Annotated in this window: 23 protein-coding genes; 10 read left to right on the top strand and 13 right to left on the bottom strand. The window is 62.0% G+C overall.

Translation table 11 applies throughout. The annotated features are described in order from the left end of the window. Positions 1 to 11: 11 nt before the first annotated feature. On the bottom strand, positions 12 to 1,262 hold the full coding sequence (locus tag ACJ8IM_RS16685; RefSeq protein WP_004933935.1) for a valine--pyruvate transaminase: 1,251 nt from the start codon (positions 1,260 to 1,262) through the stop codon (positions 12 to 14). A 135-nt stretch (positions 1,263 to 1,397) separates the two neighbouring features. After that, the gene (locus tag ACJ8IM_RS16680) at positions 1,398 to 3,461 is read right to left on the bottom strand and encodes an alpha-amylase (RefSeq protein ID WP_033653958.1); all 2,064 of its coding nucleotides are present in this window, start codon (positions 3,459 to 3,461) and stop codon (positions 1,398 to 1,400) included. A 196-nt stretch (positions 3,462 to 3,657) separates the two neighbouring features. Here ACJ8IM_RS16680 and ACJ8IM_RS16675 point away from each other — a divergent pair, with 196 nt between their 5' ends. Next, positions 3,658 to 3,810: a hypothetical protein gene (locus tag ACJ8IM_RS16675; RefSeq protein ID WP_019455508.1), complete on the top strand. Its 153-nt coding sequence runs from the start codon at positions 3,658 to 3,660 to the stop codon at positions 3,808 to 3,810. A gap of 1 nt (position 3,811) precedes the next feature. Here ACJ8IM_RS16675 and ghrB read toward each other — a convergent pair whose 3' ends face one another. From ghrB to ACJ8IM_RS16635, 8 genes are all read right to left on the bottom strand, one after another. Continuing rightward, positions 3,812 to 4,789, bottom strand: a complete 978-nt coding sequence (ghrB, locus tag ACJ8IM_RS16670; protein WP_033636542.1) for a glyoxylate/hydroxypyruvate reductase GhrB — start codon at positions 4,787 to 4,789, stop codon at positions 3,812 to 3,814. Between the two features lie 72 nt (positions 4,790 to 4,861). Then, positions 4,862 to 6,130, bottom strand: coding sequence for an MFS transporter (locus ACJ8IM_RS16665; protein WP_033636543.1), 1,269 nt, complete (start codon positions 6,128 to 6,130; stop codon positions 4,862 to 4,864). Positions 6,131 to 6,270: 140 nt separating this feature from the next. After that, entirely contained in the window at positions 6,271 to 7,236 is a 966-nt protein-coding gene (locus ACJ8IM_RS16660) for a sugar kinase (protein WP_033649579.1), read from the bottom strand. Between the two features lie 7 nt (positions 7,237 to 7,243). After that, positions 7,244 to 7,996, bottom strand: coding sequence for a sugar phosphate isomerase/epimerase family protein (locus ACJ8IM_RS16655; protein WP_033653959.1), 753 nt, complete (start codon positions 7,994 to 7,996; stop codon positions 7,244 to 7,246). A 166-nt stretch (positions 7,997 to 8,162) separates the two neighbouring features. After that, on the bottom strand, positions 8,163 to 9,197 hold the full coding sequence (locus ACJ8IM_RS16650; RefSeq protein ID WP_033653960.1) for a LacI family DNA-binding transcriptional regulator: 1,035 nt from the start codon (positions 9,195 to 9,197) through the stop codon (positions 8,163 to 8,165). 124 nt (positions 9,198 to 9,321) lie between these two features. Further along, positions 9,322 to 9,984: an OmpA family lipoprotein gene (locus ACJ8IM_RS16645; RefSeq protein ID WP_033631402.1), complete on the bottom strand. Its 663-nt coding sequence runs from the start codon at positions 9,982 to 9,984 to the stop codon at positions 9,322 to 9,324. 249 nt (positions 9,985 to 10,233) lie between these two features. Next, positions 10,234 to 10,686, bottom strand: a complete 453-nt coding sequence (locus tag ACJ8IM_RS16640) for an N-acetyltransferase (RefSeq protein WP_072008409.1) — start codon at positions 10,684 to 10,686, stop codon at positions 10,234 to 10,236. Then, the gene (locus ACJ8IM_RS16635; RefSeq protein ID WP_033636547.1) at positions 10,683 to 11,249 is read right to left on the bottom strand and encodes a DNA-3-methyladenine glycosylase I; all 567 of its coding nucleotides are present in this window, start codon (positions 11,247 to 11,249) and stop codon (positions 10,683 to 10,685) included. Before ACJ8IM_RS16635 ends, ACJ8IM_RS16640 begins: the two co-directional genes overlap by 4 nt. Before the next feature lie 196 nt (positions 11,250 to 11,445). Between ACJ8IM_RS16635 and ACJ8IM_RS16630 the strand changes: the two genes are divergently transcribed. From ACJ8IM_RS16630 to ACJ8IM_RS16600, 7 genes are all read left to right on the top strand, one after another. Then, the gene (locus ACJ8IM_RS16630; RefSeq protein WP_033653962.1) at positions 11,446 to 13,434 is read left to right on the top strand and encodes an autotransporter domain-containing esterase; all 1,989 of its coding nucleotides are present in this window, start codon (positions 11,446 to 11,448) and stop codon (positions 13,432 to 13,434) included. Positions 13,435 to 14,171: 737 nt separating this feature from the next. Continuing rightward, positions 14,172 to 15,089 (top strand): glycine--tRNA ligase subunit alpha, encoded by a 918-nt coding sequence (gene glyQ / locus ACJ8IM_RS16625; protein WP_004933966.1) that lies wholly within the window; start codon positions 14,172 to 14,174, stop codon positions 15,087 to 15,089. 9 nt (positions 15,090 to 15,098) lie between these two features. After that, positions 15,099 to 17,168, top strand: a complete 2,070-nt coding sequence (glyS, locus tag ACJ8IM_RS16620) for a glycine--tRNA ligase subunit beta (RefSeq protein ID WP_033649541.1) — start codon at positions 15,099 to 15,101, stop codon at positions 17,166 to 17,168. Between the two features lie 356 nt (positions 17,169 to 17,524). Then, positions 17,525 to 18,244 carry a DUF3053 domain-containing protein gene (locus ACJ8IM_RS16615; RefSeq protein ID WP_033653963.1) on the top strand — a complete coding sequence of 240 codons (720 nt, stop codon included), beginning with the start codon at positions 17,525 to 17,527 and terminating at the stop codon, positions 18,242 to 18,244. Positions 18,245 to 18,786: 542 nt separating this feature from the next. Continuing rightward, positions 18,787 to 20,706 carry a PTS mannitol transporter subunit IICBA gene (locus ACJ8IM_RS16610; RefSeq protein ID WP_033636552.1) on the top strand — a complete coding sequence of 640 codons (1,920 nt, stop codon included), beginning with the start codon at positions 18,787 to 18,789 and terminating at the stop codon, positions 20,704 to 20,706. Positions 20,707 to 20,764: 58 nt separating this feature from the next. After that, the gene (mtlD, locus tag ACJ8IM_RS16605) at positions 20,765 to 21,910 is read left to right on the top strand and encodes a mannitol-1-phosphate 5-dehydrogenase (RefSeq protein WP_033653964.1); all 1,146 of its coding nucleotides are present in this window, start codon (positions 20,765 to 20,767) and stop codon (positions 21,908 to 21,910) included. A 91-nt stretch (positions 21,911 to 22,001) separates the two neighbouring features. Continuing rightward, entirely contained in the window at positions 22,002 to 22,556 is a 555-nt protein-coding gene (locus ACJ8IM_RS16600) for an MltR family transcriptional regulator (protein ID WP_033638634.1), read from the top strand. On the opposite strand, the gene ACJ8IM_RS16595 is transcribed toward ACJ8IM_RS16600, so the two are convergent. After that, positions 22,553 to 23,161, bottom strand: a complete 609-nt coding sequence (locus ACJ8IM_RS16595) for a LysE family translocator (RefSeq protein WP_033649537.1) — start codon at positions 23,159 to 23,161, stop codon at positions 22,553 to 22,555. The genes ACJ8IM_RS16600 and ACJ8IM_RS16595 overlap by 4 nt on opposite strands. Positions 23,162 to 23,303: 142 nt before the next feature. Here ACJ8IM_RS16595 and ACJ8IM_RS16590 point away from each other — a divergent pair, with 142 nt between their 5' ends. Both ACJ8IM_RS16590 and ACJ8IM_RS16585 read left to right on the top strand, forming a co-directional pair. Further along, a complete protein-coding gene (locus ACJ8IM_RS16590) occupies positions 23,304 to 24,770 on the top strand; it encodes an aminotransferase-like domain-containing protein (protein WP_033636555.1) in 1,467 nt (488 codons plus the stop codon). Between the two features lie 73 nt (positions 24,771 to 24,843). Next, positions 24,844 to 25,206: a YibL family ribosome-associated protein gene (locus tag ACJ8IM_RS16585; RefSeq protein WP_004933989.1), complete on the top strand. Its 363-nt coding sequence runs from the start codon at positions 24,844 to 24,846 to the stop codon at positions 25,204 to 25,206. Positions 25,207 to 25,217: 11 nt separating this feature from the next. Here the strand turns inward: ACJ8IM_RS16585 and ACJ8IM_RS16580 are convergent, their stop codons facing one another. Together ACJ8IM_RS16580 and yiiM are read right to left on the bottom strand one after the other, a co-directional pair. Further along, a complete protein-coding gene (locus ACJ8IM_RS16580) occupies positions 25,218 to 25,997 on the bottom strand; it encodes a class I SAM-dependent methyltransferase (protein WP_033653965.1) in 780 nt (259 codons plus the stop codon). A 101-nt stretch (positions 25,998 to 26,098) separates the two neighbouring features. Continuing rightward, positions 26,099 to 26,770: a 6-hydroxyaminopurine reductase gene (gene yiiM / locus ACJ8IM_RS16575; protein ID WP_033649535.1), complete on the bottom strand. Its 672-nt coding sequence runs from the start codon at positions 26,768 to 26,770 to the stop codon at positions 26,099 to 26,101. Positions 26,771 to 26,804: the final 34 nt, after the last annotated feature.

Here is a 26,804-nt window from a genome sequence, read left to right as displayed (position 1 = left end):
ATCAGCTGGCGTTAGCCTTCCTGATGCGCGCGTTCGATCTCTTCCGCCAGGATCGCCACGCCGCGCTCGATTTTCTCCGGGTCGGGCACGTAGTTCATGCGCATGCACTGGTGGGTGTGCGGCCAGTCGTGCTCCAGCCCCGGGAAGAAGTAATGGCCCGGCACCATCAGCACGCCGCGCTTTTTCAGGCGCTGATACAGCACTTCGGTGGTGATCGGCAGATCCTTGAACCACAGCCAGAGGAAGATAGCCCCTTCCGGTTTGTGGATCAGGCAGCGCTCCGGCGACAGGTAGCGGCGGATAATCTCGATGGTGTGCTCGACGCGCTGTTTGTAGAACGGGCGAATCACCTCGTTCGACAGGCGCAGCAGATCGCCGCGCGCGATCATTTCCGTCGCCATCGCTGGCCCCATGCTGCCCGGCGACAGGCTGATGATGCCGTTCATGTTGGTCAGCGCGGTGATCACCTTCTCGTCGGCGATCACGATGCCGCAGCGCGAGCCCGGCAGGCCGAGCTTGGACAGGCTCATGCACAGGATGGTATTCGGGTTCCACAGCGGCGTGGCGTCGCTGAAGATGATGCCGGGGAACGGCACGCCGTAGGCGTTGTCGATCACCAACGGAATGTCGCGCTGCTGCGCCAGCAGGTCGAGCTTCATCAGCTCTTCGTCGGTGATCACGTTGCCGGTCGGGTTGGTTGGCCGTGAAACGCAGATCATGCCGATGTCGTCGCCGATGGTGAGGTGTTCGAAATCAACGTGATACTTGAACTGGCCGTCCGGCAGCAGCTCGATGTTCGGTTTGGCGGAGACGAACAGCCCTTCGTCCAGCCCGGCGTCGGCATAGCCGATGTATTCCGGTGCCAGCGGGAACAGCACGCGGCGGCGCGAACCGTCGGCATAGCGGCCGGCGAACAGGTTGAACAAGTAGAAAAACGCGCTTTGGCTGCCGTTCGTCAGTGCAATATTCTGTGGCGAAATCTCCCAGCCGAGCTCGTCGCGCAGCAGATTGGCCAGCGCTTTCAGCAGCGCGTCCTTGCCTTGCGGGCCGTCGTAGTTGCACAGCGCTTCGGTCAGTTTGCCCTGGTCGAGCATCTCCTGGCACAGCTGTTTGAAGTAGGCTTCCATCTCTGGGATCTGCGCCGGGTTGCCGCCGCCGAGCATGATGGCACCGGGGGTGCGCAGGCCTTCGTTCAGGTCGTCCATCAAACGGGTAATGCCCGCATAACGGGTAAATTTTTCGCCGAAAAGTGAGAAAGTCATAGGTGCAGCAGTACTGTTTCTTAGCAGGTAATCCCCCACCATACCGCCAGACAAACCCCGCTGCAACGCGGCCGATAAATCGACCAATGGGCACAAACTTCGCCCATTGGCCGATTGGTAGCATATTACGCTGGATTATTGTGACCGTTCGCCGGCCCACACCACCATCACCTTATCGTCGCCGAGCCGGCGGCTGAAGGCATAATAGGCGGCGTGCGGTTGCGGGGTTTGCACGCCGGCGCCGATCGCCGGATGGCGAGCGCGGAACTGCCCCAACCGTTGCCAGTGGGCCAGCAGCGGGGCTTTTTCCCCCGGCAGCTCACGCCAGTTCATGTCGGAGCGGGTGCCCTGCAGCGGATCGGAACCGGTGGGGCCGAGCGGGCGGCCGCTTTCATCGCCGTAGTAAATCTGCACCGCGCCCGGCGCCAGCAACAGCAGGTTCGCCGCCCGCTGTTGCAGCGGCAGCGAGCCTTTGGCGTCGCTGGCGAAGAACAGCCGGGTGTCGTGTGAAGAGAGGTAGCTCAGCACGTTGAAATCCTGCAGCCGCTCGGCCATCTGCCGGTAGGTGGCGTCGATGTCGGCGAAGCAGCCCAGCGCCTGCGACGCCCGATCCTGGAAATCGAAGTTGATCATCGCGTCGAAGCCGTTTTGGTAATAGTCGCTTTTCATCACCCCGTGGCCCCAGGCCTCGCCGGTCATCCAAAACGGCGCGTCATCCAGCGCCTGCTGCGGATGCTCTGCTTTCCACGCCGCCAATGCCGCCGTGGCGTGCTGCTTCAACAGCGCCAGCGTCGGTTTTTCCACGTGCTTGGCGGTATCGACGCGGAAACCGTCGATGCCGTAATCGCGCACCCACTGGCTGAGCCAGACGGTCAGGTAATCGCGGGTGGCGGCGCCGGGCATGTCGCGTGCGGCGGTGTCGGGTTTGTGGCGATAGAACAGCGGCAGGCCGCTGGCGCCGGGCGCTTCGGTTTTGATGTCCGGCAGGAAGGCCAGCGACATCGTCAGATCGTCATAGCCCGGTGAGTCATAGTCGCCGATGTCGGTGCGGATCCAGTTTTTCCCCCACCATTGGCGCCAGCCCGCCTTGTCGCTGAAGTTGATGTAGTCGTTGAAACTGTGCCAGTTTTGCCCTGGCCCGGGGCGCCAGTCGCCCCAGTTTTTCCCCAGGGTTTTCTCCACCTCCGCGCCTTGCAGATACAGCGAGCCGAAGTGAAACGTCTGCATATCCGCCAGCGTGGCGTAACCGACATGGTTCACCACCACGTCGAACAGAATGCGAATGCCGCGCCGATGCGCTTGCTCGACCAGCGTGCGCAGCTCCTGTTCGGTGCCCATGTTGGCGTCGAGGCGAGTCCAGTCGAGCGCGTAATAGCCGTGATAGGCGTAATGCGGGAAATCGCCTTTGGTGCCGCCGCCGACCCAGCCGTGGATCTGCTCCAGCGGCGAGCTGATCCACAAGGCGTTGACGCCGAGCTGCTGCAGATAATCCAGTTTTTGCGTCAGGCCGGCCAGATCGCCGCCGTGAAAGGTGCCTATTTCCTGCAGGCCGTCGCTGCGGCGCCCGTAGCTGTGGTCGTTGGCCGAATTGCCGTTCTTAAAGCGATCGGTCAGCACAAAGTAGACCGTGGCGTTATGCCAGCTGAACGCCGCCGGTTTCGCCGTGGCGGCGGACTCCAGCAGCAACAGGCCGCCGCTGGCGGCGGCGGGCTGCAGCGTGATTTTTCCCTGGTTCACCTGCGCCGTTTGGCCGGAATAGAAATCGCGCAGCGTTTCGCCTTCGGCGAAGGTGGAGGCGACGTCGACCGTGACCGGCTTGCCGTCCCAGCGCGGGCAGTTGCGGGCAACAACGGCGGCGCTTTCCGGCGCGCTGCGCAGGCTAAGCTGCAGCGTCGGCGTGCCGCTGCGGGTGTCGATGCGCACCTGATAGTCGCCGGCGCGGAACTGTCGCCAGCTGGCCGGCGGATGGGCGCCGCAGGGCTGCAGCGACAGCGTCTGGTTAAGCCTCACCGCCTCGGCCGGCTGCCAACAGTGGTTATCCTGATACAGGCGCAGCGGCAGCTGGCCTTTGGGCAGCGCGGCCTGGCTGGTAAACAGCCCGGCGGCAGTTTCGTCGAAGGCCGGGAAACCCGGCAGCGTCCAGCCGGCCAGCGCCGAAGGCGACAGCAGCATCAACAAGGGCAGGGGTAACAGTTTCATGGCTCTCCTTACGCGCGGCAGGAAGCGTTTTTCTCGCAGGGTAGCGCCCAGTGTGGCAAACGGCGGAAAAATAGCCTCCTCCCTGCGAGGGTTTTTCGGGGAGGAGAGAAAGGGCGGAGCGTTTTCGGATTGATTCGGCTTGGCTTTGCGCGCGCGCTGCGGCAGATTAAACGATGAACATCAAAGGAGGTTAGCGATGACGGACAAAAACTGGCGAGAAGAGATCGTTCAGGCAATTCAGGATGCCGAATTGCAGCACTTCGCCGAAGAACATCAGCTGCAGGCGCTGTTCGCGCCGCAGCAGGAAGAGCAACACGGCCGGTTATCCGCAGACCACCGGCCGCGCTGAGTTATTTCCGCAACAGCTGCGGGTTGACGCAGTTTTCTTTCACCGTGCCGGTCAACGCGGCGATCAAATTATCCACCGCGCAGGCGGCCATGCCGTAGCGCGTTTCATGGGTGGCGGAGCCGATGTGCGGCAACGCCACCACGTTCGGCATGCTGAGCAGCGGTGAGTTGGCCGGCAGCGGCTCTTTCTCGAACACGTCCAACCCGGCGGCGTGGATCACGCCGTTTTGCAGCGCTTCGATCAGCGCCTGCTCATCCACCACCGGCCCGCGGCCGGCGTTGATCAGAATGCCGCTTTTCTTCATCTTCGCCAGCTGATCGCGGCCGATCATGTGGAAGGTTTGTTCGGTCAGCGGCAGCGTGATGCACACGAAATCCGACTCGGCCAGCAGGGTATCCAGATCGCAGCGGCGTGCGTTAAAGCGCTGCTCCGCCTCTTCGTGCGTGCGGCGGGCATTGTACAGCACCGGCATGCCGAAGCCGAAGTGCGCGCGCTGCGCCAGCGCCAGGCCGATGCGCCCCATGCCGAGGATGCCGATGGTTTTATGGTGCACGTCGACGCCGAACCAGTCCGGCCCGATGCTGCCGCGCCATTCGCCGGCCTTCACCCGCTCCGCCACTTCCACCACCCGGCGCGCGGTCGCCAGCACCAGGCTCATGATGGTGTCGGCGACGGTTTCGGTCAGCACCGTCGGGGTGTGCATCAGCAGCACGTTATGGGCGTTGAGCGCCTCGACGTCGAAGTTGTCGTAGCCGACGGAAACGGTCGAGGCCGCGCGCAGTTTGGGCGCCTGCTTCAGGAAGGCTTCGTCAATTTTACCGCCGGAACCGATGATCCCTTCGGCCTGCTGCAGCGCCTGGCGCAGTTCGTCGCGGTTCTCCGGCTGCAGGCCGTTGAAGGCGTGCACGGTGAAGTGCTGTTCCAGACGTTCACGCAGATCGGCGGGCAGGCTTTTGTACAATACGATAGAAGGCTTCATCACGAACTCCAGCTGGGCCAAAGGGGGCATGGCGCCCCCCGGTTGGGTTAACAGATAAAAAGTATAACCGGATCAAGCCAATTGCGGCTGGATCTCGTTGCGGGCGGGTTTGACGATCAGCGTCAACACCACCGCCACCACCAGTGCGATGGCCATAAACATGTAAGAGGCCGCCGGGCTGCCGGTGGCGCCATTCAGATAGCCGACGAACCACGAACCGAAGAACGAACCCAGCGCGCCCATGCTGTTGATCAGCGCCATGGCGCCCCCGGCGACGTTTTTCGGCAGCATTTCCGGAATGATGGCGAAGAACGGCCCGTAGGGGGCGTACATCGCGGCGCCGGCGACCACCAGCAGGCCGTAGGAGATCCAGAAGTGGTTGGCGCCGACGGCGTAAGAGCCGAAGAACGCCAGCGCGCCGATCAGCAGCAGCGGCCAGACGAACAGCTTGCGGTTTTGCATTTTGTCCGACGCCCAGGAGACCACGATCATGGCGATGGTCGCCGCCAGGTAAGGCACCGCCGACAGCCAGCCGGCTTCCACCATGCCCATCTGCATGCCGCTGCGCAGGATGGAAGGCAGCCACAGCACGAAGCCGTACACGCCGATGCTCCAGGCGAAGTACTGCACGCACAGCAGGATCACGTTGCGCGAACGGAAGGCTTCGCCGTAGTTGCGCACGGCCTTGATGCCTTTCTGCTCTTCGTCCAGCTGCTGTTGCAGCGCCTGTTTCTCATCGGCACTCAACCAGCCGGCCTGCGCCGGTTTGTCTTTCGCCAGCACCCACCAGCAGAACGCCCAGATAACCGCCGGAATGCCCTCGATGATGAACATTTCACGCCAGCCGAAGGCGTGGATCAGGTAGCCGGACACCACCGACATCCACAGCACCGTCACCGGGTTGCCGAGGATCAGGAAGGTATTGGCGCGTGACCGCTCCGATTTGGTGAACCAGTTGCTGATGTAGATCAGCATCGCCGGCATCACCGCCGCTTCCACCACGCCGAGGATAAAGCGGATGGCGGCCAGCATCGGAATATTGCTCACCACGCCGGTCAGCGAGGCGCAGCCGCCCCACAGGATCAGGCACCAGAAGATCAGTTTTTTGACGCTGCGGCGTTCGGCGTAGATGGCGCCGGGAATTTGGAAGAAGAAATAACCGAGGAAAAACAGCGCGCCCAGCAGCGAGGACATGCCTTTGGTGATGCCGAGATCTTCATTGATGCCGGCGGCAGAGGCGAAGCTGAAGTTGGCGCGATCGAGATAGGCCAGGCTGTAGGTGATAAACACGATGGGCATGATATACCACCAGCGTTTGGCCGCGACAGTCGCTTTGTTCATGTTCAGTATCCTTCAGTGGTGTTGCGTCCCCTTCGCCCGGCACGCTGGGCATGCAAGAGGAAGGGGCAGATGCTCTCCCGACGCGTCCCGGTTGTAGGGCCAGAGGTTGACGTCATGCGGAGAAGTCGTTTTTTTTATTGTTATTCGGCCAGCGCCGCGCGGGTCGGCAGGCCCTCGCTGTCGCCGATGGCCTGGATCGCCAGCGAACCGATTTTGTTGCCGCGCTGCACCGCCTGTATCAGCGTTTTGCCTTCCAGCAGGGCGCTGAGGGTGCCGACGGCAAAGCCGTCACCGGCGCCGACGGTATCCACCACGTTGTCGACCTTGACCGCGGCCACCGCCGCCTTGTCGCCGGCGGCGGTTTTAAACCAGGCGCCGTCCGGGCCGGTTTTGATGATCACCGCCTGCACGCCGCGCTCCAGATAGAAATCGGCGATGCCTTCCGGCGTCGATTGGCCGGTGAGGATCTGCCCCTCTTTCAGCCCCGGCAGCACCCAGTCGGCGGCGAACGCCAGCTGGTTCAACTGCTCGATCATCACCTCGCGGCTGGGCCACAGCACCGGGCGCAGATTGGGATCGAATGAAATGGTTTTGCCCATGGCGCGCATCTCGCGCGCCGCATGGTGGCACAGCGCCAGCGATTCGCTGGACAGCGCCGCCGCCACGCCGCTCAGGTGCAGGTGGCGGGCGGAGCCGAAATACTCAGGGTTGAAATCGGCGACCGACAGGTGGCTGGCCGCCGAGCCTTTGCGGAAGTATTCCACGCTGGGATCGGTACCATCGGCGGTTTTGGATTTCACCTGAAAGCCGGTGGGATAGTGGCCGTCGACCGTCACCTGCCGGTAGTTGATGCCTTCTTTTTTCAGCTGCTGCAGGGTGAAGCGGCCGAACGAATCGTTGCCGACGCGGCTGACCCAACCGACATTCATGCCCAGGCGCGCCAGGCCGATCGCCACGTTCAGCTCGGCGCCGGCGATGCGTTTGGTGAAGGTTTCCACCTCCGCCAAATCGCCGGTTTGCGCCGCCACGAACATCGCCATGGCTTCGCCCAGCGTGACCACATCCAGGGGCGCCTGCTGCGCCGTCGTTGCCGTTAACGTTGTCATCATGGGGTTACTCCGCACGCAAAATATTGACGTAATGGCGGGTGACGGCTTCCAGATCATCGCCCTGCAACGGGAATTCGATGCCGCGCGGCGCATCGTGCGGCAGGCGGGCCAGCAGATCGCGCCAGCTGCCGTCGGTATCGTCCAGCGCGACGGCGCGCCAGCCGCGCGGGCCTTGGGTGGCGGCTTTGACGTGCACGTAACCGACGTGGCGGGCCAGGCGTTCGGCGGCGGCGAAAGCGTCTTGCCCCACCCATAGCCAGTTGGCCATATCGAAGGTCATGCTGACCGGCAGGTGGCTATCTTCCGCGGCGTGGAAAAAGGCGTTCAGCATCGACAAAATGCCGCAGTCCGGCGTCTGATCGTTTTCGACCACCAGTTTGACCGGGTGCTGCTCCAGCGCCACTTTCAGCTCGGTAAAATCAAAACCGGGGCGGAAATGGCCGAGGGACAGCTTCAGCCGGCGCGCGTTCAGCGCCTGCGCTTCCGCCAGCAGCGCCGCCAGGTTGGGGTTCAGCGTATGTTGCGGGGTGAACAGCGCCTCAGGGGCGGAGTAGACGGCGAACAGCTGTTGGCGTTCGATCTCTTGCGCCAGGGCCGGCAGGCTGTCCAATTCGCCGGCGGCGAACAGTTCGCGGCGGATCTCCACCCCGTCGGCGCCCGCACCGGCGATGATGGGCAACAGCGCGCGCTGGCCGCCGTATTGTTTGACGGTATCGGTGCCGTAGGCGCCGGTGACCACGATGATTTCTGTTTTCATTTTGACTCCTGAGGCGGCATTGTCGCCGCCGCTGCTGTTACCGGTACGTTAAATGGAACCGGTTCCAGCGAAAAGCGACAGAGTGTAAAAATATGATCGCAATCACGAAGCTGAGCAAAAAACAGCCGATGAGGGCGGGGCGGGCAACGGCCCCGAAGAAGGCGGGTTAGCGGGTGGTGGAGCCGCGGACGATCAGCTCGCCGGAGAACATCTGCTCGCCGCTGGGGGCGGCCAGGCCCTGAATGCGCTGCACCAGCCGCTCCAGCGCCGCGTGCCCCATTTGGTAGGTGGGCTGTTTCAGCGTGGTGATGCCGACGCCCGCCAGCTCCGCCCACTCCAGCTCGTCGAAGCCCAGCAGGCCGATGTCGTTGCCCCACTGGATGCCGAGCCGGCGCATGGCGCGCGCCACCTGCAGCGTCAGGGCGCCGTTGGCGGAGATCACCGCCTTGCGCATGCCGCGATGGCGGCCGCTGAAATCGCTCAGCACCTGCTCCAGCTTCTGCCGATCGTTGAGCGGCGTTTCGGCCTGCTCCGCCGACAGCGTGGGGTGCTGCGCCATGGTATGTCTGAAAGCGTGCAGGCGCTCGAGACGGGTATTGACCGTACCGAGCGGCTCGCTGAGGAATAAAATCGCTTCGAAACCTTGTTGCAGCAGGTGTTCGGTGGCGACGGTGGCGGCTTCGCGGTTGTTCAGGCCCACCACGTCGCAGGCGAAATCGGGGATTTTGCGGTCGATCAGCACCATCGGCAGCATCGACTGCTGCAGCGTGGATAACGCTTCCTCGCGCATGCCGACCGCGTTGACCACGATGCCCTCCACCCGGTAACTGCTGAGCAGCTGCAGGTAGTGCTGTTCCTGATTGACTTCGTTGTTGGTGTTACACACCAGCAGGGTAAAGCCGTGCTGGCGGCAGGCGGCCTCGATGCCGCGCATCACGTCCACCGAATAGGGGTTGGTGATATCGGCGAGGATCAGGCCGATCAGGCGGGTCTGGCCGCCCTTCAGGCTGCGCGCCATCTGGCTTGGCCGGTAGTCGAGCTGCTGGATCGCCTGTTCGATGCGCTGTTTGAGATCGTCAGAAAGCAGGTGCTGTTCACCATTCAGATAGCGCGACACGCTGGTCTTGCCGGTTTTGGCGATGCTGGCCACATCGCTGATGGTGGCGCGTCCTGAGGCGCGCGTTGCCTTGCCTGTGCTCACAGCCGATCCCTCCTGCGGTTAATTGCCAAGGAGACTACCATACCCGATGTGCGGGCGGGAATGTTGAAGGGTAAGGCGAAAATCGCAGAGAGGCGGCGGGGCGCCGGTGGCGCCCCGCACGGGATTACTGCAGCGGGCTGAGGGTGATCTCGACGCGGCGGTTTTGCGCCTTGCCTTCCGCGGTGCTGTTGGAGGCGATCGGGTTGTCCGGACCGGCACCGGTGGTGCGGATACGGTTCGCCGCCACGCCCTGGGTGATCAGCGCGCTGGCTACGCCGTCGGCGCGCTGCTGCGACAGGTTCATGTTGAGCGAGCGGGAGCCGGTGCTGTCGGTGTAGCCGACAACGTTGACTGCGGTTTTCGGATACTCTTTTAGCACCATGGCGACGCCGGTCAGGGTGTTGGCGCCCGCCGGTTTCAGCGTGGCGCTGCTGCTGTCGAAGGTCACGTTGTTCGGCATGTTCAGCACGATGTTGTCGCCCTGGCGGGTGACGCTGACGCCGGTGCCTTTCATCTTGTCGCGCAGTTTGGCTTCCTGCACGTCCATGTAATAGCCAGCGCCGCCGCCGAGGGCTGCACCGGCCGCTGCGCCGATCAGCGCGCCCTTGCCGCGATCTTTCTTGGAAGAGGACAGCACGCCGACACCGGCGCCCAGTGCGGCGCCGAGGCCCGCGCCGATGCCGGATTTACCGGCTTCGGATTCACCGGTGTAAGGGTTGGTGGTACAGGCCGACAGCGCGAGCGTGAGGCTCACGGCGCCGGCAATAATTGCAATGCGTTTTTTCATGTTCTTGTCCTTAATGGCATCAGAATCTGTACGCGCCGGCCCAAAGCGGGGACGCAAAAAAAAGTGGGTGACGCAGGGAGCCCGCGTCGCCGCGCTACCTATGACGCGCGGTTTCGCCGGCAGTTCCGGAGAAAAACGTGACAAATGATGAGCGCGGGTAAGTGCTGGGGGAGTTATGCGGTAAAACGCCGGGCGGCGCTATGCAGCGGATTCTTAATTGTGCGCATCCGGAGTGCGGATGCGCCTTTTTTAAGCATAACAGGTTGAATTTTCGACTGCCGGCCAGTTCATGATCAGCGTATAGGCTTGGGTTTCATCATTGAACAGGCGCTGCGTCACCTGAAAACCGTGCCTGTGGTAGAACGCGCAGGCGCGCAGGTTCTGCTGGTACACCTCCAGGCTGAGCCGGCGGTAGCGCTGCTGCACGTGCGTCATCAGCGCCTGGGCGACGCCGCGGCCGTGAAACGACCGATCGACAAACAGCGCGCCGATGAACTGTTCGTCCAGCACGCTGATAAAGCCGACGATCTCGTCGTTATGCCAGCAGGCCCAGCTTTGCGCGCGCGGCAGGTAGTTTTCACGCACCAGCGCGGCGCTCTCACGCCAGTATTTTTCCGCCACGAACGGATGAGCGGCGATGGTGCTGGGCAGCCACAGCGCCATCAGCCGGTCGATATCCTCCGGGCCACAGGGGCGGATCACCGTGGCTTTGGGTAGCACATGCATCCCGTGAGATGATCGTTCACCAGCCCGCTGGCCTGCATGAAGGCGTAACAAACGGTGGAGCCGATAAACTTGAAGCCGCGTTTTTTCAGCGCCTTGGACATGGCGTCGGACTGCTCGGTTTTGGCCGGCACCTGGTTCAGCGCCTGCCAGCGGTTGAGCTGCGGCCGGCCGCCGACGAAGTCCCAAATGAAGGTAACGAAATTCTCGCCGGCCGCCTCCATCGCCAGATAGGCTTTGGCGTTGGTGATGATGGCTTCTATCTTGCCGCGGTGGCGGATGATGCCGCTGTCCTGCAGCAGGTTTTCCACGTCCTGTTCGGTCATGGCGGCGACCCGCTGCGGATCGAAACCGTGGAAAGCGCGGCGGTAGTTCTCGCGCTTTTTCAGCACGGTGATCCAGGAAAGGCCGGCCTGCTGCCCCTCGAGGCACAGCATTTCAAACAGCTCGCGCGCGTCGGTGGTGGGCGCACCCCATTCCTGGTCGTGATACTCGAGATACAACGGATCGGCCGTCACCCAACCGCAACGTTCGTCTGCCATCCTGACTGTCCTTATGCTGTATTTATGAACAGTAATCATCGCTCGAAGCGCCGAACTTGGCAAGCCTCTGATTGTTTTGTCATCAGCCCGCTTGACGTGACGAAAAAGCCGACAATAGTTACTACATGGCCGGTGGAAAACCGGCCAACGATAAAAACGACATTGCCTTCATTTGCAGGCTCTCAGGAGTCGATTCATGCCTCTAAAAATAACGTGCATGCCCCGCCCGGCGGCGCTTGCAGTGGCGTTGCTTTGCAGTGTGACCCTTCCGGCTCAGGCGTACGATCAACTCTACGTCTTTGGCGATAGCCTGAGCGATACCGGCAACAACGGCCGGTTCACCTATGACGGTAACCAGCACCTGCTGTACGACGAAGCGTTGGCGCAACGCATCGGGGCGGCGCTGGTGGCTTCGGACAACGGCGGTGAGAACTACGCCGCCGGCGGCGCCGTGGCGGTGCCGGGCCTGAACCCGGCCGACAACACCCAGGATCAGGTGCAGCGCTATCTGAACCGGGTCAACGGTCAGGCCGACGGCGACGGTTTGTACGTTCATTGGATCGGCGGCAACGATCTGGCGGCGGCGGCATTAAATGCCGCTACCGCGCCCGGCGTGGCCTATAACAGCGCCGCCGCGGCAGCCGCGCAGGTGCATTCGCTGCTGAACGCCGGCGCCGGCACGGTGATCGTGCCGACGGTGCCGAACATCGGCTCCACGCCGCAGCTGATGGAATTGATCATTCAACAGGCGCTGTCGCCGGTGCAGGGGGCGGCGATCCAGGCGGCCTATGCCACGCTTAATTCGGTGGCGACGCCGGACAACGCTTCACGCACGCAGGCGATCCACGCGGCGTTGGCCGCCGCGGCGAAGCAGGGCAGCGCCATTCCTCAGGTGCAGCAGGCGATCGCCACGCAGCTTATCGCGGCGTATGACAGCCTGAGCGCGCAGGCCGCCCAACTGACCGATTTCTATAATCAAAGTGAAGACCGTTTGCTGGCGCAGGGCGGCGGCAATATCGTGCGGGTGGACGTCAACAAGCTGTTCGCCGAAGCGATCGCCAATCCGGCGCAGTTCGGCTTCGCCAACACCGCCGGCATGGCTTGCCCGCCGGGCGTTTCCTCGGCGGTCTGCAGCTCCGATATGCCCGGCTTCGACGCCGGCCAGTCCTATCTGTTCTCCGACCATTTCCACCCGAGCCCGCAGGCGCACCTGCTGATTGCGGATTATATCCAGGCGGTGTTGGATGGCCCGGCGCAGGTGGTGGCGCTGAATCAGGCGACGGCGGCGATGGCGCGCGACAGCCGCGCCACGCTCGACAGCCGCTTCCAGCAGCTGCGCCACGGCGACAACCCGCAGGGTTCGCTGGGCGTGTTCGGCGGTTACGCCGGCCAGCACTATGACTATGCCGATAACCGGGCGGCGGGGGACGGCAACGCCACCACCCACAACCTGACCGTCGGGGTGGACTATCAGCTGACCGACGGCTGGCTGATCGGCGCGTTGATCGCCGGTTCCAACGACGATCAACATCCTTCCAGCCGCTTTGATTACAAGGCGCGCGGGCTGCTGCTGTCGGCTTTCAGTTCACTGGCGATATTCGAGCAGGGCTGGGTCAACGCCGATTTGCACTATGCGACGATGGATTATGACGACATCCGCCGCAGCCTGCGGCTGGGGCCGCTGACGCGCACCGAAACCGGTTCGACCACCGGCAGGCAGTGGGGCGCGCGCGTGACCGCCGGCTATGACTTCCCGATCGCTTCTTACCTGACCACCGGGCCGGTGGCGCAGTTCGCCTGGGATTACAGCCGCGTTTCCGGCTACAGCGAAGATGGCGATGACAGCACCGCCATGCGCTTCAACGATCAAACCTACCACTCGCAGATCGGCGCGTTGGGCTGGCGGCTGGATACGCAATTCGGCGTGTTTAACCCTTATGCGGAAGTGAGTTATCAGCACCAGTTCGGCGACGACGTCTACCGCGCCGGCGGCGGCCTGAAATCGACGCAAACCTCGTTCACCCGCGACAGTGCGGGCCAGGACAAAAACTGGGTGGATGTCACGTTGGGGGCCAACATGCCGTTGACGGACAGGGTATCGGCCTTCGCCACCGTCTCGCAAACCGGCGGGCTGAGCAGCGGCGAGCAGTTTATGTATAACGTCGGCGTCAGCGCGCGTTTTTGAATTGGCCATCGGCGCGTTCAAGGGCGCAGGATCAGGATAAGCCATAAGGTCTGATAAGGGATTTATGCGAAAGGCGGCCTGGGGGGAATTATGCGGGCCGCAGTGACGTTGGCGGAAATACAAAAAAAAACTGATCCTATGAAAGGATCAGGTAGCCACTTGGCCAACACCAGGGAAAATTTTATTTATTATTGTATAACCAAAGATTAACTGTCAATTTGTTTCTGTGGCCCGTTAGCGCCGTATTTCATCCATGGTCATTCCTTCCATACCCAACGCGTCGGCACGCCGCGCGATATCGCCTTATTTTTCACGACATAAGAAATAATCTGGCACTTGATCACATTATCTCTCGATGAAGGGAGTTTTTTAGTTGATAAAATTAACAAAAATAACATTGGTGCAACTTTATCTCGTGGGAAATATAAGGATATACGCACGTAAATCAGCTTAAATTTGGTCGATGAAGAGGGAAATAGCGTTCAGCCAATTGACTATTTAAACGGCGGTGAGTGATATTTTTGTTAAGGGGATCTAATGTGTGTGCCGGGTATGTCTTTCTGAACGGCAAGGTAACCGGCCGGCGTGTTGTCCTTCCCGCTGCGCCCGCCGCGGGAAAATCCAGCGCTTCTCGTCCCGATTCGCACTTGTTGCCGGATTCTGGCTGTATATCTTACGGTCAAAGGGTATACTGGCGCATTCCATCTAAATCCACTTGTATCGCGTGCGAATTCAACATGCAAAAGTTTGATACCAAGACCTTCCAGGGCCTGATCCTGACACTGCAGGATTATTGGGCGCGCCAGGGCTGCACCATCGTTCAACCATTGGACATGGAAGTCGGCGCGGGAACCTCACACCCGATGACGTGCCTGCGCGCACTGGGGCCGGAGCCGATGGCCGCCGCCTATGTGCAGCCATCCCGCCGCCCGACCGACGGCCGCTACGGTGAAAACCCGAACCGTCTCCAGCACTACTACCAGTTCCAGGTGGTGATTAAGCCATCGCCGGACAACATTCAGGAACTCTACCTGGGCTCGCTGAAAGAGCTGGGTCTGGATCCGACCATCCACGACATTCGCTTCGTGGAAGACAACTGGGAAAACCCGACGCTCGGCGCCTGGGGCCTGGGTTGGGAAGTGTGGCTGAACGGCATGGAAGTGACGCAGTTCACCTACTTCCAGCAGGTCGGCGGCCTGGAGTGCAAGCCGGTGACCGGCGAGATCACTTACGGCCTGGAGCGCCTGGCGATGTACATCCAGGGCGTGGACAGCGTATATGATCTGGTGTGGAGCAACGGCCCGCTGGGCGTCACCACCTACGGCGACGTGTTCCACCAGAACGAAGTGGAGCAGTCCACCTACAACTTCGAATACGCCGATGTCGACTTCCTGTTCTCCTGCTTCGAGCAGTACGAGAAAGAAGCCCAATCGCTGCTGGCGCTGGAAAAACCGCTGCCGCTGCCGGCCTACGAACGCATCCTGAAGGCGGGCCATACCTTCAACCTGCTGGACGCGCGCAAGGCGATTTCGGTGACCGAGCGTCAACGCTACATTCTGCGCATCCGCACGCTGACCAAAGCCGTTGCCGAAGCCTACTACGCTTCCCGCGAAGCGCTGGGCTTCCCGATGTGCAACAAGAAGAACGAGAACTAAGAGGCAGCCATGACTCAACAGACTTTCCTGGTGGAAATCGGCACGGAAGAGCTGCCGCCGAAGGCTCTTCGTTCCCTGGCGGAATCTTTCGCCGCCAACTTCACCGCCGAGCTGGACAACGCCGGCCTGGAACACGGTGACGTGAGCTGGTTCGCCGCACCGCGCCGCCTGGCGCTGAAAGTGGCCAACCTGAGCGCGGCGCAGGCCGATCGCGAAATTGAAAAACGCGGCCCGGCGATCGCCCAGGCGTTCGACGCCGAAGGCAAACCGAGCAAAGCGGCCGAAGGCTGGGCGCGCGGCTGCGGCATCACCGTCGATCAGGCTGAACGCCTGGTGACCGACAAGGGCGAGTGGTTGATGTACCGCGCCCACGTCAAAGGCCAGTCGGCGCAGGCGCTGCTGGCCGGCATGGTCAGCACCGCGCTGGCTAAACTGCCGATTCCGAAACTGATGCGTTGGGGCGACTCCGACGTGCAGTTCGTGCGTCCAGTGCACACCGTCACGATGCTGCTGGGCGCCGATCTGATCCCGGGCACCGTGCTGGGCATCGACTCTGCGCGCACCGTGCGCGGCCACCGCTTCATGGGCGAAGCCGAGTTCACCCTCGACAACGCCGACCAATACCCGCAGATCCTGCTGGAGCGCGGCAAAGTGGTCGCCGATTATGAAGCGCGTAAAGCCCTCATCAAGCGCGACGCCGAGCTGGCGGCGCAGAAGATTGGCGGCAAGGCCGATCTGAGCGACAGTCTGCTGGAAGAAGTGGCCTCGCTGGTGGAATGGCCGGTGGTGCTGACCGCCAAATTCGAAGAGAAATTCCTGGCGGTGCCGGCGGAAGCGCTGGTGTACACCATGAAGGGCGACCAGAAGTATTTCCCGGTGTACGACGCCGCGGGCAAACTGCTGCCGAACTTTATCTTCGTGGCCAACATCGAGTCGAAAGACCCGCAGCAGATCATCTCCGGTAACGAGAAAGTGGTGCGTCCGCGTCTGGCCGACGCCGAGTTCTTCTTCAACACCGACCGCAAGAAACGCCTGGAAGACAACCTGCCGCGCCTGGAAACCGTGCTGTTCCAACAGCAGCTGGGCACCCTGCGCGACAAGACCGACCGCATTCAGGCGCTGGCGGGCTGGGTTGCCGGCCAGATCGGCGCCGACGTCAACCACGCCACCCGCGCGGGCCTGCTGTCGAAGTGCGACCTGATGACCAACATGGTGTTCGAATTCACCGACACCCAGGGCGTGATGGGCATGCACTACGCGCGCCACGACGGTGAGGCGGAAGACGTCGCCGTTGCGCTGAACGAGCAGTATCAGCCGCGCTACGCCGGCGATGCGCTGCCGCAGTCGCTGGTGGCCTGTTCCCTGGCGATCGCCGACAAGATGGACACCCTGGCCGGCATCTTCGGCATCGGGCAGCATCCGAAAGGCGATAAAGACCCGTTCGCGCTGCGCCGCGCCGCGCTGGGCGTATTGCGCATCATCGTCGAGAAAAACCTGCCGCTGGATCTGCAGACCCTGACCGAAGAGGCCGTGCGCCTGTACGGCAGCAAGCTGACCAACGCCAAGGTGGTCGACGAGGTGGTGGAATTCATGCTGGGCCGCTTCCGCGCCTGGTATCAGGAAGAAGGCCACGCTGTCGATACCATTCAGGCGGTGCTGGCGCGCCGTCCGACCAAGCCGGCCGACTTCGACGCGCGCGTCAAGGCGGTCTCCCACTTCCGTACGCTGGAAGCGGCGGCGGCGCTGGCTGCGGCCAACAAACGCGTCTCCAACATTCTGGCCAAGTCTACCGAAACGCTGAACGACAGCGTGCGCGCCTCGGTGCTGAAGGATGCAGCGGAGATCCAGCTGGCGACTCACCTGGTGGTGCTGCGCGACAAGCTGCAGCCGTACTTCGCGGCGGGCAACTACCAGGAAGCGCTGGTGGAGCTGGCTGCGCTGCGCGAGCCGGTGGATGCGTTCTTCGACAACGTGATGGTCATGGCGGACGATGCGGAAGTGCGCGTGAACCGTCTGACGCTGTTGAGCAAGCTGCGCGAACTGTTCCTGCAGGTGGCGGATATCTCCGTGTTGCAGTAAGCGGCCTCTCTGCTGTGAAAAGGCGCCTGCGGGCGCCTTTTTTATTTCCGTTTCCTGGGTGCGAAGGCAAGGTCGCCTGGCGACTTGGGGGGCGACTTGGGGGGCGACTTGGGGGGCGACTTGGGGGGCGACTTGGGGGGCGACTTGGGGAAATTGAAGCGTCCGGTCGCCGACGGCAATGAGCCTCAGTGCGTTTTGCGCACGATTTTCAACCGCATCCGGCCGGGGCAATGCTCATCGCAAGTGGAATCGCGTATCGGAATGCCGCCAGTTGATCTATTCTTATAGGCGCACGGAGTGCGGAAAAAGGGGCGGAGTCCAATGAAAAAGCAGGTTTATAACAGGAGTTATGTCACATGGCGGTAGGGATCCAGAGCAGAGGTTTCGCGCGTTGGTTGGCACCGGTATTGGCATTGTTGGTGGTCATGCAATTGACCGCCTGCGGCGATAAAGAGCCGGAACAGCGCAAAGCATTTATCGATTACTTACAGAATACCGTGATGCGCAGCGGGGCGAACATCCCCACGCTGAGCGAAGACCAGAAGCAGAAGTTCGGCAACTATGCCGGCGATTACGCGATTTTGGTCGGCTTTTCGCAGCAGCTGTCCAAGTCGGTCGGCGCCAGCCTGACGCCGGCGCTGGATCAGATTAACCAGATCCGCACCGCGCAGGACTACCTGAACAAACGCGACGCGCTGCAGCAATCGGTCGGCGCGTTGAACCTGCTGGGCCAGCAGATCCAGTCCGCTAAATCGCAGGCGGATACCGCCCGCGCGGCGCTGAAGCAGCCCGACGATCTGAAGGCGGTGTACAACCAGGCCTATGACAAGATCGTTACCGCACCGGCCAATGCCTTGATGCCGGCGATCCCGACCACCGCCGGCTTCGTGCAGGATCTGGTGCAGGTTGGCGATTTCCTGCAGAGCCAGGGCAACCAGGTTAGCTTCAACAACAACGGCGTGCAGTTCCGCACCGCGCAGCAGGTGGCGCAGTACAACACCATGATGTCGAATCTGGTGGCCAAGCAGCAGAACCTGCTGAATGCGCAGAAAGTCGTTCAAAGCGTGACGCAATAACGCGCCGCATTCACGACATACGGGCCGGCATTGCCGGCCCGTTTTATTTCCCCTCAGCGTTTCCAATAGCTTGCTGGTTTATTGCGCAGGCTTCTGTACTACACTTCAATTAATCCATTCATTCGGCAATGTAGTTTTCTTTCATTCATCACTTCGCTAGTTCCCGGCGGGATGAATGCTCACAGGGATGATCAAACAGAGCGTCGCGATCGGCGCCGCAGTTGAAAATAAATTGTGATGCTTATCACAATTTAAAAACAAACTATCAATTTAAAAATGTGATCAACATCACTTTATTATGAGTTTTCAGGCGATTTTTTTCTCACTGTGCTTTTTTTACACGCCATAAGTGTGATCTTTATCACTAGAAATGGTGGTTTGTTGGGGTGTTGTATGTGATTTGTGTCACAAAAAATCCGTGAAGTTCGCGTGACAAAAACAGCGTGATAGAGTCCGTTTCGCATACAGCGGCAACACGGCTGGATCGTCACAACAATAATCACGCGCTCTATTGTCAGCGCGTAACAATAGGGGTGTGTTTTATGTTTTCACCAGACATCAAGGTTAAAGTACAAAACTTTGGCCGCTTCCTGAGCAACATGGTGATGCCCAACATCGGCGCCTTTATCGCCTGGGGGATTATCACCGCGCTATTCATTCCAACCGGCTGGCTGCCGAATGAAACCTTAGCCAAGCTGGTCGGCCCGATGATCACCTACCTGCTGCCATTGCTGATCGGTTATACCGGCGGGCGGCTGGTGGGCGGCGAGCGCGGCGGTGTGGTCGGCGCTATCACCACCATGGGCGTCATCGTCGGCGCCGACATGCCGATGTTCCTCGGCTCGATGATCGCCGGTCCGCTGGGCGGCTGGGCTATCAAGCACTTTGACCGCTGGGTGGACGGCAAGATCAAAAGCGGTTTTGAAATGCTGGTGAACAACTTCTCCGCCGGCATCATCGGCATGCTGCTGGCGATCCTGGCTTTCCTGGGCATCGGGCCGCTGGTGGAGGTGCTCTCCAAGCTGCTGGCGGCGGGCGTGCACGTGATGGTGAAGAACAACCTGCTGCCACTGGCGTCCATCTTCGTTGAACCGGCGAAAATCCTGTTCCTGAACAACGCCATCAACCACGGCATCTTCTCGCCGCTGGGTATCCAGCAGGCCACGGAAGTCGGCAAGTCGGTATTCTTCCTGATCGAAGCCAACCCAGGCCCGGGCATGGGCGTACTGATGGCCTACATGTTCTTCGGTCGCGGCAGCGCCAAGCAATCCGCCGGCGGTGCGGCAATCATTCACTTCCTGGGTGGCATCCACGAAATCTACTTCCCTTACGTGCTGATGAACCCACGCCTGCTGCTGGCGGTGATCCTGGGGGGCATGACCGGCGTCTTCACCCTGACGATGCTGAACGGCGGCCTGGTTTCTCCGGCTTCTCCGGGTTCGATCCTGGCAGTGCTGGCGATGACCCCGAAAGGCGCCTACTTCGCCAACATTGCGGCGGTGTGCGCAGCCTTTGCCGTCTCCTTCGTGGTGTCCGCTTTCCTGCTGAAAACCTCCAAGGTGAAAGAGGATGACGATCTGGAAGCCGCGACCCGTCGCATGCAAGAGATGAAATCGCAGTCCAAAGGCGGCGCGGCGGCGCCGGCATCGGTCGACGGCGATCTGAGCACCGTGCGCAAAATCATCGTCGCCTGCGATGCGGGCATGGGTTCCAGCGCCATGGGCGCCGGGGTGCTGCGCAAGAAAGTGGCCGACGCCGGGCTGAAGAACATCTCGGTGACCAACAGCGCCATCAACAGCCTGCCGGACGATGTGGATCTGGTGATCACCCACCGCGATCTGACCGAGCGTGCGATGCGCCACGCGCCGCAGGCCCAGCACATCTCGCTGACCAACTTCCTCGACAGCAAGCTGTACAGCGATTTGGTCGACCGTTTGCTGGCGGCCAACAAAACCAGCGACAACCAACAAAAGGTACTGGGCGCGCTGGACGACAGCTTCGAAGCCGGTGAATCGAACCTGTTCAAGCTGAGCGAGAGCAACGTGTTCCTCAACCTGCAGGCCAGCGACAAAGAGCAGGCGATCCGCTTCGCCGGCGAGCAGCTGGTGAAAGGCGGCTACGTCGAGGCGGAGTACGTGCCGGCGATGCTGGAGCGCGAGAAACTCACCTCCACCTACCTGGGCGAGTCGATCGCCGTGCCGCACGGCACCATCGAGGCCAAAGACCGGGTGCTGCGCACCGGCGTGGTGTTCTGCCAGTACCCGCAGGGCGTGCGCTTCGGCGAGGAAGAGGATGAAGTGGCCCGTCTGGTGATCGGCATCGCCGCGCGCAACAACGAGCATATTCAGGTGATCACCAGCCTGACCAACGCGCTGGATGACGAGAGCGTGATCGAGCGGCTGGCGAATACCACCAGCGTCCAGGAAGTGCTGGACCTGCTCGGCGGCAAAAAAGCCGGATAACAGAATCATTTTAAAGGGTGCAGCTTGCTGCACCCTTCGACATTAAGAAGGTAGAGTTATGAAAGCATTACATTTTGGCGCAGGGAACATCGGCCGCGGTTTTATCGGCAAGCTGCTGGCGGACGCCGGGGTTGAGCTGACCTTCGCCGACGTCAATCAAACGGTGCTGGATCTGTTGAACAGCCGTAAAAGTTATCAGGTGCACGTGGTGGGCGAGCAAGAACGCGTGGAGAGCGTCAACAACGTCAGCGCCGTCAACAGCGGCAGCGAGGCGGCGGTGGCGCTGATCGCCGAGGCGGATCTGGTGACCACTGCCGTTGGCCCGCAAATTCTCGGCAAAATCGCCGGCACGATCGCCAAAGGGCTGGTGTTGCGTCATCAGCAGGGCAATGAGCAGCCGCTGAACATCATCGCCTGCGAGAATATGGTGCGCGGCACCAGCCAGCTGAAGCAGCATGTGCTCGCCGCGCTGCCGCAGGACGAGCAGGCATGGGTTGAGCAGCACGTTGGCTTCGTCGATTCGGCGGTCGACCGCATCGTGCCGCCGGCGGACAGCAGCGATCCGCTGGAAGTGACGGTGGAAACCTTCAGCGAATGGATCGTCGATCAGACCCAGTTCAAGGGCCAGCCTCCGGCGATCGCCGGCATGGAGCTGACCGATAACCTGATGGCGTTCGTCGAGCGCAAGTTGTTCACCCTCAATACCGGCCACGCCATCACCGCCTACCTTGGCCAACGGGCCGGGCTGCAAACCATTCGCGACGCCATTCTCGACCCGGCGATCCGCCGCGTGGTGAAAGGAGCGATGGAAGAGAGCGGTGCGGTGCTGATCAAGCGCTACGGCTTCGACGCCGACAAGCACGCCGCCTACATCAACAAAATCCTCGGCCGCTTCGAAAACCCGTATCTGCACGACGACGTCGAGCGCGTGGGGCGCCAGCCGCTGCGCAAACTGAGCGCCGGCGATCGCCTGATCAAACCGCTGCTGGGCACGCTGGAATACGGCCTGCCGCACGCCAACCTGATCCAGGGCATCGCCGCCGCCATGAGCTACCGCAGCGAACAGGATCCGCAGGCGCAGGAGTTGGCGGAATTGCTGAACACGCTCGGGCCGAAAGCCGCGCTGGCGCAAATTTCCGGCCTGCCGGCGGAAAGCGAGGTTGTAGAAGAGGCCGTTGCTGTGTATAACGCCATGCACAAGTAGAATCGTGATGATGAACACCCGAGCGCAGCTTGCTGCGCTCCTGCAATCCGAGTTCGACATCGACGGCCCTCCCCACGCCTTTCGAAAAGCGATGATGGAAGAAGCACAGGCATTTGAAAATCAGGTTCTGGAAAAGCTGAACGCGGGCAAAACGGTGCGCAGTTTCCTGATCGCGGCGGTAGAGCTGCTGGCGGAAGCGCTCAACGTGCTGGTGGTGCAGGTATTCCGCAAGGACGACTATGCGGTGAAATATGCCGTCGAACCGCTATTGTCCGGCAGCGGCCCGCTGGGGGAGCTGTCGGTGCGCCTGAAGCTGATGTATGGGCTGGGGGTGATCTCCCGCCACGAATATGAAGACGCCGAGCTGCTGATGGCGATGCGCGAAGAGCTGAATCACGACGGTGCGGAATACCGCTTTGTCGACGACGAAATCCTCGGGCCGTTCGGCGAGCTGCACTGCGTGGCCGCGCTGCCGCCGGCGCCGACCTTCCTGCAGCCGGGCGAAGCGGATGAAGCGCTGATCGCCATGCAGCGTCAGCGCTATCAGCAGATGGTGCGCTCTACCATGGTGCTGTCCATTACCGATCTGATCGCCGGCATCGGCGCCAAACAACCTTCCCGACTCTCTCCTCTCGGCCGCGGCTAAGCAAAGGCCGCGCGCCACTCGTCGAACAGCAACCACAGCGCGGTGGCGGCCATCAGGCCGGACATGACGCCGTTAAACGCGCGCAGCTTCCAGGCGACCTGGAGCGCGTTGCGCAACCGGTCGCCCAGCACCGCCCACAGCAGCACACAGGGTAAATTCAGCACGACGAAACCTGCGATGACGCTCAGCGTATGGAAGAAGGTGGCGCCTTCGCGCGGGGTGAACAGGATCGCCACGTTGATCACCATCAGCCAGGCCTTGGGGTTGACCGCCTGAAACAGCGCGCCGTTGAGGAAACTCATTGGCCTCACCTGCTCTTTGGCGTCCGGCGAGGCCGCCTTGAACAGTTTCCATGACAGCCACAGCAGGTAGGCGCAGCCGATCACCGCCAGCGGGAAGCGGATGACGCCGGCCCAGCTCAGCGCCAGCGCCAGCAGCGGGATAATGATAGCCAACTGCACCGCGCAGCCGGCGCCGATGCCGAACAGCATCGGCAGGGTGCGGCGCAGGCCGAAGTTGACGCCCGACGAGGCCAGCAGCAGGTTGTTGGGGCCGGGGGTAATCGACATGACGGTGACGTAGCTGACAAAGGCGGAGTCCAGCATGGCAGGTTCCTTGAAAATGACGGTAATAACGAGAGGATCAGCATAATCGCTGCAATGGGGTGGTGACAGAACCACAAATTGGATATTGTCATGGTTACAGTTGTGCAAAATGTAAACTGTACCCATTGCCTGGAGAGAAACTGTGACCCTGCTCGATGAAACCCCGGATACCCGTTACCTGCAGCTGGCGGATACGCTGGCCGAGGCCATTCGCCGCGGCACGCTGCTGCCCGGCGACCGCTTGCCTTCGGTGCGGCGCTGTGCGCAAACCCATCGCGTCAGCATTAATACCGTGGTGTCGGCTTACCGCACGCTGGAGGATCGCGGGCTGATCGAAGCGCGGCCACAATCGGGGTTTTATGTCCGCAGCACGCTGCCGGCGCTGAAGATGGCCTCGGCGCCCAGCGGCCGCATCGAACCGCCGGCGGACGACGTACTGGCGCTGATCGATACCGTGTTCGCCGCCCAGCAGAATCCGGCCTTCACCAACATTGCGCTGGCCTGCCCGCAGACCAGCGATTTTTATCCCGGCGGCAAGCTGGGGCGCATGCTGTCCTCTCAGCTGCGCCGTCAACCGGATCTGATCGGACAGTATTCGTTGCCGCCCGGCAGCCTGCGGCTGCGTCAGCAGATCGCCCGCCGTTCGATGACGCTGGGCATGCTGCTGGAGCCGGGCGACGTGGTGCTGACCCACGGCTGCATGGAGGCGTTGCAGCTGGCGCTGCGCGTCACCACCAAACCGGGCGACTGCGTCGGGCTGGAGTCACCGACCTACTTCTACCTGCTGCCGCTGCTGGCCAGCCTGGGGCTGAAAGCGCTGGAAATCCCCACCGATCCGCAGCTGGGACTGTCGCTGGACGCGCTGGAGCTGCTATTGAACGAGAAACGGCTGAACGCGGTGATCGCCATGCCGACGGTGCAAAACCCGCTGGGCTGCACCATGCCGCTGGCGGCGAAAAAGCGGCTGGCGCGGCTGATGAACGATCATCAGGTGCCGTTGATTGAAGACGGGCTGTATGCCGAGATCCAGTTCGGCGGCGCGCTGTCGCCGGCGGTGAAGGCGTTCGATCGCGACGGCTGGGTGCTGTTTTGCTCCAGCTTCACCAAAACGCTGGCGCCGGATTTTCGCGTCGGCTGGATCTGCGGCGGCCGCTTTCACGAGGCGTTGCGCAAGCTGAAGGCGGTGTCGTCGATGTCCGAGTCGCAACTGCTGTCGGAAACGCTGGCGACCTTCCTGGAGAGCGGCGGTTACGATCACCATTTGCGCAACCTGCGCAAGCGCTATGCGGCGCAGGTAGACGAGGCGCGGGCGCTGATCGCCCGGCATTTCCCGCGCGGCACGCTGGCCACGCAGCCGGCGGGCGGCTTCGTGTTTTGGGTCGAGTTCCCCCCCAACGTGGACAGCGTAGCGCTGTTCCACCAACTGCTGGAAGAGCAGATCTGTTTGACGCCGGGCACCCTGTATTCCCCCAGCGGGCGCTACCGCAACGCGCTGCGGCTCTCCTGTTGCTACCCGTTCAACGCGCGCTACACCCAGGCGTTGGCCCGGCTCGGCGCCAGAGCCTGCGAGATGAGCGGCCTGCCGCCCGGCATTGCGCAGGACGGGTAACGGCGCGCGCCTTTTGCTACAATGCCGGTATCATTGATTAGCGTGCCATTTTGGGCACAACGGGCCAGAGACCATGAAAGAGAAAGAAAAGGCAGAGATCAAGCGCCTGAGCGACCTGCTGGACGCCTTGAACCACAAAGACGCCACCGTGATCCAACAGGGCAACCCTGAGTTGATTGCGCAGCACACCAAAGAGAAAGAGAAGCTGGCGACGGAGATCGAGCGCCTGAAAAACGTGCGCGGCGAGAAGCTGAGCGCCGAAGCGCAGAAGCTGAGCAAGCTGCCGTTCAGCCGCGAAATCACCAAGAAAGAGCAGGCCGACATGGGCGCGCTGAAGAAAAGCGCGCGCGGGTTGATCGTGGTGCATCCGATGACCGCGCTGGGCCGCGAGATGGGCCTGAAAGCGGTCACCGGTTACGCCAAGAAAGCGTTCTGAATCCCCGGGCGTCAGACCTTGGTGGTGAAATACGCCTTGGTCTGATAGGGCACGGTGACCGTGTCCTGGCCCCGTAGCTCCTCTTCTTCCGCCACCAGCTGGCGCAATTGATCGATAACCTGCTCCTGTTGCGGCTGCGGCAGCGCGGCGATAAAGCTGGTTGAACGCACCCGGTTGTAGATCACGTCCTCCACCGCGCCGCGGTGGCTCAACATAAAGACCTGCTCCTGCAGCGGTTCAAAGCCTTTGAACGGGAAGAACTTGCGCCATTCGCCGGTATAGAAACGCGGCGCATCGCCTTCGTGGCGATCGACGATCTGATTCAGTTTACGCACCCAGCCGACGCGCGCATCGCGCATGTTCCACACCAGACCGAGTTTGCCGCCGGGTTTGAGAATGCGCCGGATCTCCGCCAGCGCCTGCGGCGTGGCGAACCAGTGGAAGGATTGGGCGCACACTACCGCATCGACCGACTCGTCCGGCAACGGGATCGCCTCGGCGGTGCCCGCCAGCGTTTTCACCTGCGGCAGCGCCGCCGACAGTTTTTCCAGCATTTGCGGCACCGGTTCGACGGCGATCGCCTGAGCGCCGGTTTCCAGCAGGCGCGGGGTGAACTTGCCGGTGCCGGCGCCGAGATCGATGACCGTCATGCCGGCGTGCAGGCCGATAGTCTCGCGCAGCCAGGCGGCGATTTCCGGCGGATAATCCGGCCGGCCCTTCACATAGCGATCGGCATTGGCCTGATAGCCCTCGGCGGCGGCGTGATGAATCGAATGGGTCGGGGTGGTCATTACCTGGCTCCTGGCTGAAAAACACGCGGCTACAGTATAGGCGGAAGAACAGGGTTAACGCGGCATTCGGCGCACGTTTTTCATCTTTTCCGCCCGCGCTTTCAACGGCCGAGCAGGCGGCGGTTGAAGTCCTCAAGGTGCCCTTCGGCAAGCCGCGTGAGCATGGTCTTGCTCCAGCTGGCGGAGAGGCCGGCGACCGCCAACAGGCGGCGATACTGTTCCGCGTCGAACGGCATATGCCAGGCGATGGCGATGGCTTCGGCCACCGACACGTCGCTGTTGCGCGCCGCCAGCGCCAGCGGACGATCGCCGCTGACCGCGCCCGGCGACACCACCCGATACAGCCAGCCGCAGCGGCCGCTTTGCTGCATCAGCACCGAAATGTCCTCGATGGCGAAGTGATAATTGAGCTTGAAGCACGGCGAGCGCGGCTGGGTGACCTGGATCAGCGCCTCGCCCCAGCGGAAAATGTCGCCCATAAACACATTGTGTTCGGTCAGCCCTTCGGTGGAGATATTCTCGCCGAAGGCCGGGGCGCAAAATTGCTCGGCCTGCGCCGGAAACTGCGCGCGCCAGTGGGCGTAATGCTCGCGCGGGTAGTGGCACAGCGCGCGGTCCGGCCCGCCGTGGTAGCTTTTTTCCGCCTGCTCGTCGCCTTCCAGGCCGAGCGGCGTGAGCCGGATGGCGCCATCCACCTGGCGTTTGGCGATGGCGCTGGGGCGCCCGCCTTCATAGGGTTGGATGCTGCCGATGTAAACGTCTGGGTGATGCATGTGCGCCTCCGTGTCTCGCGTCGAAGGCTCAGCA

It is taken from the genome of Serratia sp. CY33525 (genome assembly GCF_052169115.1).
Taxonomy (GTDB): Bacteria; Pseudomonadota; Gammaproteobacteria; order Enterobacterales; family Enterobacteriaceae; genus Serratia; species Serratia sarumanii.
Note: the sequence above shows the minus strand (reverse complement) of the source record. Positions and strands in the feature narration are given on the sequence as shown.

Excerpts from the sequence above, each read along its gene's own strand:
- ACJ8IM_RS16675 (WP_019455508.1), top strand. The coding sequence starts at position 3,658 with ATGACGGACAAAAACTGGCGAGAAGAGATCGTTCAGGCAATTCAGGAT.
- ACJ8IM_RS16610 (WP_033636552.1), top strand. The coding sequence starts at position 18,787 with ATGTTTTCACCAGACATCAAGGTTAAAGTACAAAACTTTGGCCGCTTC.
- glyQ (WP_004933966.1), top strand. The coding sequence starts at position 14,172 with ATGCAAAAGTTTGATACCAAGACCTTCCAGGGCCTGATCCTGACACTG.
- ACJ8IM_RS16665 (WP_033636543.1), bottom strand. The coding sequence starts at position 6,130 with ATGAACAAAGCGACTGTCGCGGCCAAACGCTGGTGGTATATCATGCCC.
- mtlD (WP_033653964.1), top strand. The coding sequence starts at position 20,765 with ATGAAAGCATTACATTTTGGCGCAGGGAACATCGGCCGCGGTTTTATC.
- ACJ8IM_RS16600 (WP_033638634.1), top strand. The coding sequence starts at position 22,002 with ATGATGGAAGAAGCACAGGCATTTGAAAATCAGGTTCTGGAAAAGCTG.
- ACJ8IM_RS16660 (WP_033649579.1), bottom strand. The coding sequence starts at position 7,236 with ATGACAACGTTAACGGCAACGACGGCGCAGCAGGCGCCCCTGGATGTG.
- glyS (WP_033649541.1), top strand. The coding sequence starts at position 15,099 with ATGACTCAACAGACTTTCCTGGTGGAAATCGGCACGGAAGAGCTGCCG.
- ACJ8IM_RS16685 (WP_004933935.1), bottom strand. The coding sequence starts at position 1,262 with ATGACTTTCTCACTTTTCGGCGAAAAATTTACCCGTTATGCGGGCATT.
- ACJ8IM_RS16580 (WP_033653965.1), bottom strand. The coding sequence starts at position 25,997 with ATGACCACCCCGACCCATTCGATTCATCACGCCGCCGCCGAGGGCTAT.
- yiiM (WP_033649535.1), bottom strand. The coding sequence starts at position 26,770 with ATGCATCACCCAGACGTTTACATCGGCAGCATCCAACCCTATGAAGGC.
- ACJ8IM_RS16630 (WP_033653962.1), top strand. The coding sequence starts at position 11,446 with ATGCCTCTAAAAATAACGTGCATGCCCCGCCCGGCGGCGCTTGCAGTG.
- ACJ8IM_RS16595 (WP_033649537.1), bottom strand. The coding sequence starts at position 23,161 with ATGCTGGACTCCGCCTTTGTCAGCTACGTCACCGTCATGTCGATTACC.
- ACJ8IM_RS16680 (WP_033653958.1), bottom strand. The coding sequence starts at position 3,461 with ATGAAACTGTTACCCCTGCCCTTGTTGATGCTGCTGTCGCCTTCGGCG.
- ACJ8IM_RS16645 (WP_033631402.1), bottom strand. The coding sequence starts at position 9,984 with ATGAAAAAACGCATTGCAATTATTGCCGGCGCCGTGAGCCTCACGCTC.
- ACJ8IM_RS16615 (WP_033653963.1), top strand. The coding sequence starts at position 17,525 with ATGGCGGTAGGGATCCAGAGCAGAGGTTTCGCGCGTTGGTTGGCACCG.
- ACJ8IM_RS16655 (WP_033653959.1), bottom strand. The coding sequence starts at position 7,996 with ATGAAAACAGAAATCATCGTGGTCACCGGCGCCTACGGCACCGATACC.
- ACJ8IM_RS16635 (WP_033636547.1), bottom strand. The coding sequence starts at position 11,249 with ATGGCAGACGAACGTTGCGGTTGGGTGACGGCCGATCCGTTGTATCTC.
- ACJ8IM_RS16585 (WP_004933989.1), top strand. The coding sequence starts at position 24,844 with ATGAAAGAGAAAGAAAAGGCAGAGATCAAGCGCCTGAGCGACCTGCTG.
- ghrB (WP_033636542.1), bottom strand. The coding sequence starts at position 4,789 with ATGAAGCCTTCTATCGTATTGTACAAAAGCCTGCCCGCCGATCTGCGT.